The sequence below is a fragment of the Pannonibacter sp. Q-1 genome (assembly GCF_054073275.1).
The window spans coordinates 72,725-84,733 of sequence record NZ_JBSXNB010000006.1; the positions used below are offsets into that span (position 1 = coordinate 72,725).

The window sequence follows — 12,009 nt, forward strand, 5'->3', positions numbered from 1 at the left end:
CATTCACCCCTGCGCAAGCCCCTTGCGGTGGCGGCCCGACACGGCGGCCACCGCAAGAAAAAGACCGCTGACCGTGGCGATCATCCCGGCCGCGCTGACCGAATTGGCAGCCCCCAGCCACAGCGGGCCATAGCCGGCCAGAACATAGCCGGTGATGGCAGCCAGCGCCGCGATCACAAGGCTCAGTCCCACCTGGGTTGCGAGCCGGTTCGTCATCAGCCGTGCCGTCGCGGGTGGGCAGATGAACATGGCAATGACGATGATCGAGCCCACCGCATCAAAGGCCGCAACAGCCGCCACGGCCGAAAGCGTGACCAACCCGAGGCTGAGCAGCGTCACCGGCAGCCCGCGCGCGGCGGCATAGCCTTCGTCGAAGGTCATCAGCACCAGTGGCCGCCAGAACAGCCCCATCAGCAGGAACACAGCCACCGTGACACCCGCCATGCGCGGGAGTTCCGGCGGCAGCCCGGCCAAAGCCTGCGGATCGGTGAGCGAGCCCCAGCCGTCCGCATCCAGCCAGATCAGGCTTTCCAGATTGCCATAGAGCGCGTGCTCCACATCCAGATGCACCGTGCTGGTGTTGCTCTGCTCCAGCAGCAGCACACCGGCGGCAAAAAGCGTGGTGAAGACCACGCCCATCGCCGCGCCCGGTTCCATCCTGGCATAGCGGCGCAGCAGCTCGATCAGCACCACGGCCACAAGCGCCGCGCTGCCCGCCCCCAGCATCATCGGCCAGGTAGAGATATGGCCGGTGATCAGAAAGGCAACGACGATGCCCGGCAGCACCACATGCGAAATGGCATCGCCGATCATCGCTTCGCGCCGCAGGATGAGGAAATTGCCCGGCAGGGCACAGGCCAACGCGGCCAGCGTGCCTATGAGCAGCGGCGTCAGGCTGAATTGCACGAACTCCGCACCGAACATCTCAGACCCCATGGCGCAGCTCCCCGGATGAGGCGGCGGCGTGCCTGTCCAGCTGCGCGAGTTCGCCTGCGGACAAAAGACTGCTGATCAGACGCACACCGTCATAGCGCGACATGACATCCTCACTGGCACCACCTGCCTGCAACGCGGCCCAGCGCGCTTCGTCCTGAGCCAGCATCTGCGCCAGCGCCCGGCCCTCGTCATTGAGGTTGCGGTCAGCCGCCAGAAGACCTGCGCGGGACAGCGCCTGCAGAAGACGCGGATCATGGATGACGCCCTGCTGTGCCAGCGTCAGAACCCCTTGCCGCAGCAGCAGGCGGCGGCGCTGCCGCGCCCGCGCCAGAACGGCCGCCACCAGTCCCCGGCGCGGCGCGGCAAGCAGGGAAGCCGTGAAGAAGACCGCGGCCGTCAGCACGATCACCGGCCCGGCAGGCACATTGGGCGCCGCCGCCGACAGCGCCGAGCCAACATATCCGGCCAGCGCGCCGAACAGGGCCGCAAGCGCAAGGATGACGGTGGCACGTTCGCTCCAGAACCGGGCGGTCGCGGCGGGAATGATCAGCAGCGCGACGATAAGTACCAGCCCGACCAGCTTCAGCCCGGTGACGGTGACGGCCAGCATCAACCCCAGCATCACGCCGTCGGCAAGGCCGGTGCGGATGCCGATGGTTTCCGCATGCCCCGGATCAAAGCAGACATGCAGCATGGGCCTGCGGAAAATCAGCATCACCAGCACGCAGATAGCCCCGCCGCAGGCAATCAGCACCGCATCGCTGAACAGCATGCCCGCCGTGGAGCCAAGCAGAAAGCCTTCCAGCCCCGCCTGCCGTCCGGTGCCCATCACCTGGATGACCGTCAGCAGCACGATGCCGAAGCCGAAGAACACCGACAGCACAGCGCCAATTGCCGTGTCCTCGGCCAGCCGGGTGTAACGGGTGAGCAGGGTCACCGCCAGCAGCCCCAGCCCGGCAGACAGGGCCGAGCCCAGCAGCAGCCCCGGCAGGGAACGGCCATCGCCGCCCAGCGACACCATCACCATGAAAGCCAGCGCAATGCCCGGCAGCGTCGCATGGGCGCTGGCATCGCTGATCAGCGAGCGCTTGCGCAGGAACAGGAACGTCCCCGTACTCCCCGCTGCCGCCCCCAGCAGGCTCGCACCAACCGCCACCAAAGCGGCGTTATATCCCGCCTGCATCATCAGCGCAGAGAGGAAGGCAGACAGGACCTCAGTCATGGCCGGGCTCCAATGGCTCGGCTATACCGTCCCCCCGGACACATAGCCGTTCCGCCGGCCAGAAGACATTGCGAAGACTGACAGAGTCACAACAGCGGGGCCTCTCCGCCCCCCTCCCCCTCGTGGGGAGGGGTGAGGGGTGGGGGGCTCTGAGCCTGCAATCATCTGAAGGACGGATATTTTTCTGAAGCGAAATCGGGAGGAACGCCCGGCCCAAACCAATGGACACCATGCCAGACGGGGAGGTTTCCCCCCCCACCCCTAACCCCTCCCCACGAGGGGGAGGGGGGCTGAAAGGCCGTGCCAGGATGACCAGATCACAGACCTTTCCCAAGCCTTCACCGGCTTCAAACAAGATCTGCAAATCCGGCAACCACCAAGGGGAGCGGAGCTGAGAGGTTGCGCCATATGCTGAAAGACTGGAGCAGGTGGCCACCCTCACCTCCCCGTTTCCAGTGCAAGGTCCAGCTCCAGCGCAGTGGAGGGACCGGCGGGGGCAAGGGATGCGGTGTCGAGGCGCCCGCCGTAGGCGCGCTGGAGGATGGCGGGGGTGAAGGCTTCGTCCACCGGGCCTTGCGCGATGAGGCGCATGTTGATGACGAGCACGTGGGAGAAATAGGCCGGGACGGTGGAGAGGTCGTGATGCACGCAGACCACCGTCCGGCCCTCGTCCCGGAGCGCCTTCAGCACCCCGATGATCGCCCGCTCCGTCGCGGCATCAACGCCGGCAAAGGGCTCATCCAGCAGATAGAGATCCGCCTTCTGCGCCAGCGCCCGGGCCAGAAACACGCGCTGCTGCTGGCCGCCGGAGAGCTGGCCGATCTGCCGGTCCGCAAAGCCGGCCATGCCCACCCGTTCGAGGCAGTGCATGACGAACTCCCGGTGATGCTGGCGGATGCGGCCGAGAAGACCCAGTTCCCGCGAGAGCCCCATCATCACCACATCTTCGGCACGGGCCGGAAAGTCCCAGTCGACGGACGCCCGCTGCGGAACATAGGCGACACGCTGGCGGACCCTCGCAAAGGGCTGACCGAACATGTCCACCGTGCCGGACAAGCGTGGCACGATGCCCAGCGCCGCCTTGAGCAAGGTCGACTTGCCCGCCCCGTTGGGGCCGATGATGGCCGTCATGGACGCGGCCCCGACATCCGCCGCAATGCCCAGAAGGGCAGGCTTGCCGCCATAGGAGACCGAGAGATCCCGGATCGCCACAGCCGGTTGCTCCCGCTGTTGCAGGACGCTGCTTGCCGTCTGTTTGAAATGCACCGGGATCATCCTGATATTGCCCTTCTACTCAGCCCGCAGCCTGCAATTGCCCAAGACGGCCCCGGTCCGGCACCGTGCCACCGAGGGCGGCGGCGATGGTGGTCACGTTGTGGTCGATCATGCCCAGATACGTGCCTTCGTAGGTGCCGGATTGACCCATGGCATCGGAGAAGAGTTCACCGCCGATGGCCACCTTGTGCCCCTTCGCTGCAGCGCCCTCGATGAGCGCCTTCATGTTGCGGTCGGGCACGGAGCTTTCCACAAAGACGGCACCGATCTTGCGTTCGACCAGCGTGTCGACCAGTTCGGCAATGCGGGCAAGGCCTGCTTCGCTCTCCGTGGAGATGCCCTGAATGCCCAGCACCTCGAAACCATAGGCCCGGCCGAAATAGCTGAAGGCATCATGCGCCGTCACCAGCACCCGGGCATTTTCCGGCACGCTGCCCAGCACCTGCCTGGAATAGGCATCCAGCGCATCCAGTTCGCCCGTGAAGGCCGCAAGCCGCTCCTCGATGCCCTCCGCCTGATCCGGCTGCGCCGTCTTCAGCGCCGAAGCGATGGTGGTAGACACGGTCTTCCAGAGTTCCGGGTCCATCCAGACATGCGGGTCATAGCGGCCGGGATAGTCTTCATGCGACAGCAGCAGCGACGGGTCGATGGTATCGGCAACCGCCACCACCTTGCCCTTGCGGGAAAGATCTTCGAAGAAAGCCTCCATCTGCGCTTCCAGATAGAGCCCGTGGCGCAGCACCAGATCCGCCCGGGCCATGGCGACAATGTCGCTGCGCGTCTGGCGGTAGCCGTGCGGGTCCACCCCCGGCCCCATCAGTGCAGAGACGGAAACAAGATTGCCACCGATCACGGATGCGGTGTCGGCAATCATACCCGTTGTGGCACTGACAATCAGCTGCGAGGCCGCCCGTGCGGTGCCGGAGAAGCCCGTTAATCCGGAAGCACCGGCCATCACGCCGCCCGCTGCCAGCGCCGCCTGCCGTATAAATCCACGTCTTGTCAGAAGCATCGGGTTTCCTTTCCTCTCCAGCCTACGCACCGCACCGCAAAAGGCAAATGCTTTTAAGAACGATTTGCATTTAACATAGACACTTGCGAATGAGTTGCAAGTGCAAAAACAACGCAGGCTTTTCCGGTTGCCAAAGCAGGCAGCCTGGCGCAGGACTGGTGCGGGACGCGAAACCCCTTGGATGGAGCAGAGAATGCGCCGGGAAACTGACAGCATGGGCGAGATCAGCGTCGAGAGCGACCGCTACTGGGGCGCGCAGACGCAGAGATCGCTGACCTATTTCAATATCAGCTCCGAGCTGATGCCCATCGAGATCATCCACGCCTATGGCATCCTCAAGCAGGCTGCCGCCGAGACAAACCGGGATCTGGGCCACCTCAGCCCGGACCTTGCCGCCCTCATCATTGCCGCAGCGCGGGAAGTGAGCGAAGGCAAGCTGGACGAGCATTTCCCCTTGCATGTCTGGATGACCGGCAGCGGCACCCAGACCAACATGAATGTCAACGAGGTCATCTCGAACCGCGCCATCGAGGTGGCAGGCGGGGCGCTCGGCTCCAAGAAGCCGGTGCACCCCAATGACCACGTCAACATGTCGCAGTCCTCCAACGACACCTTCCCCGCCGCCATGCATATGGCTGCGGCCATCGCGGTGAAGACCCGTGTTCTGCCCGCCGTGAAGGCGCTGCGCGATGCGCTGGACAAGAAGGCCAAGGCCTGGGACCACATCATCAAGATCGGCCGTACCCATCTGCAGGACGCGGTGCCGCTGACCCTTGGCCAGGAATTCTCCGGCTATGTGGAGATGCTGGACGAGAACCTCGACCGCATCGCCGGCGCCCTGCCCGATGTCTACAAGCTGGCGCTTGGCGGCACGGCTGTGGGCACCGGTCTCAACGCACCCAAGGGCTTTGCCGAAGGGGCAGCAGCCCGCATCGCGGCACTGACCGGCCTGCCCTTCATCACCGCACCCAACAAGTTTGCCGCGCAAGGCGCCCATGACGGGCTGGTGATGCTGCATGGCGCGCTGAAGACCACGGCCGGCTCGCTCTTCAAGATCGCCAACGACATCCGCCTGCTCGCCTGCGGCCCGCGCTGCGGGTTGTTCGAGCTGATCCTGCCGGCCAACGAGCCGGGCTCTTCGATCATGCCGGGCAAGGTCAACCCCACCCAGTGCGAGGCCATGGCCATGCTCTGCATTCAGGTGATGGCCAATGACGTGGCGGTGGGCATGGGCGGGGCCAGCGGCTATTTGGAAATGAATGTCTACAAGCCGCTGATGATCAACGCCGTGCTCCAGTCCGCCCGCATGCTGGCCGATGGCTGCACCAGCTTCCGCAAGTTCATGGTGGACGGCATGGAGGCGAACGAAGCTCGCATCGCCGGCTATGTCGAAAACTCGCTGATGCTGGTGACCGCCCTCAGCCCGCACATCGGCTACGACAAGGCGTCCAAAGCCGCACATCACGCCTATGAGCACGACATGACCCTGAAAGCCGCCTGCCTCGACCTCGGCTACATCTCCGCCGAAGACTTCGACCGGCTGGTGGACCCGAAGCTGATGCTCAGTGAGGGGTGATCCCGGAGGGTGCCCGTCTGGCGGGCACCCTCACAACATGTCTGTTCAGGACCCCGTCAGAATTTCAGGCCAAGTTTCAGGCTTGCCGAATGGCCAAGCGTGTTGCGCCCTGCCGTTGCCTCATAATGCATCCGGGCCTCCATGTTGCTGCCCCACAGAAGAGAGCCGCCAAGCCCGAGTGTCGCAACGGCCGGATCCCGTTTGAGCTCAAGACGCAGCCGCTCACCCGGCGCAGGAGAGCCCGGCAGCGAGACAGTGTGCCGCAGGCCATTGAGCGCAATCCGGGCACCCGCTTCCACATAGCCGCGCACAATCCCACCCGCAAAAGGATGGTCGGTGGACAGGCGCAAGACCGGGCGGACATCGGCAAGGAAATGGGTCGCGCGGTGGATCTTCAGATTGAGCGAGCCCGCGCCCGACTCCGTGAAGCCTCCGTCCTGCAGGACTGCCAGATCCAGTTCAACGCTGGGGATCACATCGATCTGCCCGGCCTTGGCCAGCACACCAGCCCGCAACCGCGAGGCAAGCGCCAGCGTGGAAGGACGCGACCTGGCAACATAGGCTGTCCCCGTAGACGAAATGAGCCGTTCCGCCTTGCCGCTGCCATAGCTGCCGTTGAGCGACACAGAGCCATAGACCGGTCCCTGTGACACCTTGGCAATAGCACCAAGATACAGCCGGTAGCCCGAGGCAGATCTGCCGCTGGCGCGGAACCGGGAGCCCTCATAAGCAGTGCTGAGACCAATGACCAGCTCATCGCTCACGCGCTGCTGACGGCCGAGGCTGACCATGACCGTGTCAACATCACTTGACCAGTCATAGCGCGTGGTGCTGCCGGTCACCTTGGCCCAGTTGCACGCCTCCTCGGCAATGGCCGCATAGGGCCCCACCGTGCCGCCGCAGCTCTGCATGTTCGACAAGTGCGTCCCGGAAGAGGCAAGCGTTGTCTCGCTGGCCTTGCTGAAATCAGCCGCGTCAAAAACGGCCAGACTGGACTCCAGAGCCTTCGGATCAATCGCATTGGCTGCAGACAGCAGCAGGGCCTCCAGCTCGGGATAGGCGCCGGGCACATTGCTGCCGAGCGCTGTGACCATGTCATTGGCGAAGGTGGCGGCCCTGCCGGAATTGCCGCTAAGCCCGGCCCGTCCGAAGTCGACGGAGGCCCCGGTGACAAGCGCCCGGTCATGGTAGAAATCATAGACGAAACGGGTTGCCACGGTGCCGGAGGCGAACCCGAACGGCAAAGGCTCCCCCGGGCTCTGAACGATGGGCGACGTGTCGGTCGCCCCCGCAAAGCTCAGGACGGTGCTCGGTTGCGCAAATGCAGACGCAAATGCGGTCAGCTGCGGAATGATCTGATCCCGGCCCGTCTCGAGTGACAGCAGGTCGAGGCGGTCACTGGCAAGCCCCGCAGGATCAAGTGCCAGGAAATGCTTTCCCCCATCGACAATCGTATAACTGCCGCCATTGAGGATCGAGCCAAAGATCAGTCCAGCATTGCTGATCAGCAGGTCCCGGGTGGCTGGACCTGAGATATCCCCTTCCAGAATACCGCCGCTCCGCACGTTCAGCGCACCGCCAGCCTCGGACCAAAGGGCAGTTCCGCCGGGCGCCCGCAGAGCGCCTTCCACATCAAGCATCAGGTTGCTCACCTGCGCCCCCACCCGGATACCGCCCGCACTGCCCTTTGCAGCACTTACGGTACCGGTCCGGCCGATCTCAAGCTGCGCAATCTGCCCAATAGCCGTGCTGCCGCTGGTCAAGCCGTCGGAAATGTTCACCGCCCAGGCATCGGGACCTTGCACGGCAAGCATGCCGTCGAGGCGGGCGGTAAGCGCAGTGCTGCCGTTATAGTCCGCATTGCTCACCACGTAGATGCCATGCGCCCCGCGTCCCCAGGTGCTGACGGTGCTGGTGCGGTGAAGCCAGATATTGATCCCGGTCCCAGAACCGGAGCTGGCGGCCGATTGCGGTATCCGAAGGCCATCCGTGCCCAGCAGCGCGACGGTTTGCGGAAGGTCCATCGCCAGAATGCCATAAGCGGAGGCACCCAAAGTGTAGATGCCGCCACGCAGATTGACGTCGATGCCGCCGAACTCCAAAGGCAGCGAGGATGGCAGAATGGGATCTGCCGTAATATCGAGAGGCAGAACAGCGGTGTCCATCAGCACCAGGCCGCCTCCACCGCTTGCCACGTGGGCAATGATGCCCGCCGAGCCGTCGCCCCGGGTTTCAACAAGAAGCGGAGCGGGTGCCTGGGTGTCGTCAATAGCAACCTGCCCTGCGAACCCGAACGCCCCTCTGGAGGTCACCGTGATCGGAAAGGCGCCACCGGCAATTGTGCCTCGAACAACGCCCAAGGCACCGCCGCTGCCGCCGATCGACTGGGCCAGGATGGCAGGGGCGACGGCACCATAGGTGCCGATGCCGCCGCCGAAGTTCACCGACACATCGCCGCCCCAGCCCCCGTTGCCGCCACCGCCGCCAATGGTGAGCGCAAGCCCGTAGTTGGTGTCCGGCAGAAACGGAAGGGAGCCTTCATGCGCCAGAGAACCTGCCCCGCCGCCGCCGCCGACCGACTGGGCAAAGATGCCGGCAGCGCCAGCCCCCAGCGTGACAATGGCGCCCTGCCCTTCAACGGCCACGCCGCCGCCGCTGCCGCCGCCTGACCCCGCACGCCCGATGGCCAGCTTCATAAGGCCTCCGGCGGTCGTATCGCCCCCGTAGCCGCCACCGCCACCCACGGACTGGGCAAAGATGCCATGGGCGCCCGCTCCAGCGGTTTGCACACGCCCGGGATTGCTCACCAGAACTCTGCCACCCGCGCCGGAGCTGCCGCTCGCGCCGCCGATCGCCATCTCAAAACCCTGACCGCTCAGAACGGGGATGCTCTTGATGGCGGAAGCAGCCGCTCCGCCATCACCGCCGCCGCCGCCAATGGACTGGGCGAAGATGCCATGTGCGTTGGCACCCTGCGTCGAAATGAGGCTCCAGCTGGTTTCAGGACCCGCTGCGCTGCCGGCCAGGCTGACGGATCCGCCGTCCCCGGCAGAAGAACCGGAACCACCGACGGACACCCCAAGGGCGTAGGTATCAAAGCCGATGAATCCGTTGGAAATGGCGTGACCGCCGGAGCCGCCGCCGCCGCCAACCGACTGGCCATGGACACCATAGGCCATGACGCCGGATGTTGCGACGGTTGCGCCCGCCCCCGCAGTGAAGGTGACGCTGCCACCATTACCGCCTGCACCGCCCCAGCCACCGACGGAAACGGCAATGTCGGCACCGTTCTTCTTGTCTGTCTCGCGCGAGGGCAGCCCCCTCACCTTGTTGACCAGTCTGAGCAGAAGCGGCTGCGGTGGAAAGAAACGGTTCCAGCTTGGCACCGATGTCGACACGGCAAAGCTGTGCGCCACGCCGCCGGTGCCGCCACCGCCACCAACCGACTGGAGTTTCACGCCCGTGGCCATGACGCCCGAGGTGGCAATGGTGCTGCCTGCCGCCGCATTGACCACAACGCTGCCGCCATGGTTCCCCACGCCACCATGCCCGCCAACGGTCACCGCCGTACTGACAGCCCTGCCGCCCTTGTCCTTGTTTTCTCCGCTCTGGCTGTCCAGCGTTGCGGCAATCGACAAGGCCAGCACGGAGCCGCCATCCCCGCCGCCGCCGCCGACAGACTGGCCAAACAGGCCATGGGCCTGATCGCCAAATGTCAGGATGCTGCCGGCATGGCTGACCGTCACACTGCCCCCGGTACCGCCGCTGCCCCCGTGACCGCCAACGGCGATGGGCACTGCCACAGCATGACCGTTTCCGTAAATGGCAGAGATCGCATAGGTGTGAACGTCGCCGCCATGCCCGCCACCTCCGCCCACTGATTGTGCGAGAAGTCCGTGCGACTGATGCCCCAGTGTCTGAATGGTGCTGGAGATGGAGGTTGTCGCATTGGCCGCACCGCCCTGCCCGCCGCTGCCGCCGGTCATGCCGAGGGCAACATTCAAACTGAGCGCGTTCTTGCCAATGTCCGTATCAACCGCGACAACGCTGCCTCCACTGCCGCCGCCGCCGCCCACGGACTGGGCGAACACTGCGGGCGACCTGGAAGATGCTGTGGCGGCAGATCCTTCATTGTAGACCGAAGCCGTTCCGCCATTGCCGCCACTGCCGCCCGTGCCACCCACCACGGCCGAAAGGCTGACGGCTGCTTCTCCCACCGCAGCGCCGACGCCGATCGCATGGCCGCCGGTGCCGCCGCCACCGCCGACAGACTGAGCATAGACTGCAGGAGCCAGCCGTCCATAAGTGACGACGGAGCCACCGCTCAGGACAAATACGGCGGCATCCGAACCGTCGCCGCCCGAGCCGCCACTACCGCCCAGCGCGACCGAAACATCAACGGCACCACTGCCGCTGGCAGCTGCCGTGACCGAGATCACCGCCCCGCCGTTGCCTCCACCGCCACCAACGGATTGTGCCAGCATGCCTGCTGCATGATCGCCCGGCAATTGCACATTGCGCGGCTCAACCGCGTCCAGGGGATCGATATATCCGGTGGCAACCCGTCCGGAGCTGGTGAGCGTTACCATGCCGCCATCGCCGCCCGAACCGCCCAGACCGCCCATCGTCAGCGACACCGCGGCCTGATATCCCAGAACCACGCTTTGAGCAGAGCCGCCCTCACCGCCACCGCCGCCAATCGACCGCCCAACCATGCCAGTTGCGTAGCGCCCAGCTGTGAGAATGGTTCCGGAGTTGTCGATCGTCACCATGCCGGCGTCGCCGCCGCCGCCGGCATTTCCACCGATTGCAACGCCGTAAAAGGAGCTGTAGTCGAAGGCCTGCCCGCCATCGCCGCCACCGCCGCCAATGCTCAGGCCCGACAGGCCACGCGCATGATCCCCGGCCGTTGTAATACGGCCCAGGTTCATCATCGCGACACGCTCTCCGTTGCCGCCTGCGCCGCCATTGCCGCCAAGGACGAGGATTGTGCCGGTGGTGACCCCGCCTTCTCCGCCATTGCCGCCGACACTGCGGGCGAGAGCGCCATGCGACATGACGCCAAGCGTTGAAAGCGTGCCCGAATTGCCAACACTGACCGATGACCCGGAGTTTCCGGCCTGTCCGCCCGAGCCGCCACGGCCGAAGAAGAAGCCGCCGCTCCCACCCGCTCCGCCATAGCCCCCTTCACTGAGAGCAGACACCGCAGCTGCATAGTTGCCGGCGGTTGAGATGCTCGAGCCGGCACTGGTGATGACAGAGACAGAACCGCCATTGCCGCCGAGGCCACCGGTGCCGCCATCTGACGCGCCATGGCCCTCGCCACCGTCACCGCCCTGGCCACCCTTGCTGACCGCAAGGATGCCGATGGTTCCCATGGTCCCGGTTTCGATGCTGCCGGAGGGCTCCAGCATGAAGATCACCGATCCGCCATCACCTCCTTGGCCGCCGGACGCCCCGTCATGAATGATGTTGCCATCGCCGCCATGACCGCCCCTGCCGCCCATGCTCAGAAGCGAGAAGGCTGCTGGCCCGCCATTGTACTGGACATAGTCGAAAGCACTGGAGATCCGCAGCGAAAGCCCGCCGCCGCCAGCCCCGCCACCTGAAGCTCCGCCCCAGCCGGCACCGCCCCCGTGCTGTCCGTCAAAGCCAGTTGAAGTGACGCCAAGCCCGGGGTTGCCCGATGTGTCTCCATAACAATCAGCAACCGTGGCAAAGACACCGAGGGCCGCCATGGACGGCGCATCACATCCGGCAACCGTCACCACCGGGAAAAAGGCCCCCTGCCCGCTTGCGGATGTAGCAGCCAGAGGCAACAGCAACACGGGAAGAACCGCAGCGGGAATGGCAAGATCCAGTCTCAGGGGCTTCCGCCATTTGCAGGAACCGGCCTCAACGCGCCCCACTGGATGGATTTTGGAACAGCCAGCACCGCGCAACGTGCTCCCTTGCCGGGAAACAGTGCCTTCCGGCGCCAGAATCTCA

Annotated in this window: 6 protein-coding genes; 1 reads left to right on the top strand and 5 read right to left on the bottom strand. The window is 65.2% G+C overall.

Annotated features, from left to right (window positions below):
- Nucleotides 1-3: 3 nt before the first annotated feature.
- The 4 genes from ACVNHC_RS17460 to ACVNHC_RS17475 all read right to left on the bottom strand — a co-directional run bounded on the left by ACVNHC_RS17460 (nucleotide 4) and on the right by ACVNHC_RS17475 (nucleotide 4,445).
- Nucleotides 4-936 carry a metal ABC transporter permease gene (locus tag ACVNHC_RS17460; RefSeq protein ID WP_244284621.1) on the bottom strand — a complete coding sequence of 311 codons (933 nt, stop codon included), beginning with the start codon at nucleotides 934-936 and terminating at the stop codon, nucleotides 4-6.
- On the bottom strand, nucleotides 926-2,158 hold the full coding sequence (locus tag ACVNHC_RS17465) for a metal ABC transporter permease (protein WP_058898810.1): 1,233 nt from the start codon (nucleotides 2,156-2,158) through the stop codon (nucleotides 926-928). Before ACVNHC_RS17465 ends, ACVNHC_RS17460 begins: the two co-directional genes overlap by 11 nt.
- Nucleotides 2,159-2,596: 438 nt before the next feature.
- Entirely contained in the window at nucleotides 2,597-3,370 is a 774-nt protein-coding gene (locus tag ACVNHC_RS17470) for a metal ABC transporter ATP-binding protein (RefSeq protein WP_457168351.1), read from the bottom strand.
- 82 nt (nucleotides 3,371-3,452) lie between these two features.
- Nucleotides 3,453-4,445: a metal ABC transporter solute-binding protein, Zn/Mn family gene (locus ACVNHC_RS17475; RefSeq protein ID WP_457168353.1), complete on the bottom strand. Its 993-nt coding sequence runs from the start codon at nucleotides 4,443-4,445 to the stop codon at nucleotides 3,453-3,455.
- 193 nt (nucleotides 4,446-4,638) lie between these two features.
- Here ACVNHC_RS17475 and fumC point away from each other — a divergent pair, with 193 nt between their 5' ends.
- Nucleotides 4,639-6,021 (top strand): class II fumarate hydratase, encoded by a 1,383-nt coding sequence (gene fumC, locus ACVNHC_RS17480; RefSeq protein ID WP_050472564.1) that lies wholly within the window; start codon nucleotides 4,639-4,641, stop codon nucleotides 6,019-6,021.
- A gap of 56 nt (nucleotides 6,022-6,077) precedes the next feature.
- Here fumC and ACVNHC_RS17485 read toward each other — a convergent pair whose 3' ends face one another.
- The gene (locus ACVNHC_RS17485; protein ID WP_457168355.1) at nucleotides 6,078-11,759 is read right to left on the bottom strand and encodes an autotransporter outer membrane beta-barrel domain-containing protein; all 5,682 of its coding nucleotides are present in this window, start codon (nucleotides 11,757-11,759) and stop codon (nucleotides 6,078-6,080) included.
- Between the last annotated feature and the right edge of the window lie 250 nt (nucleotides 11,760-12,009).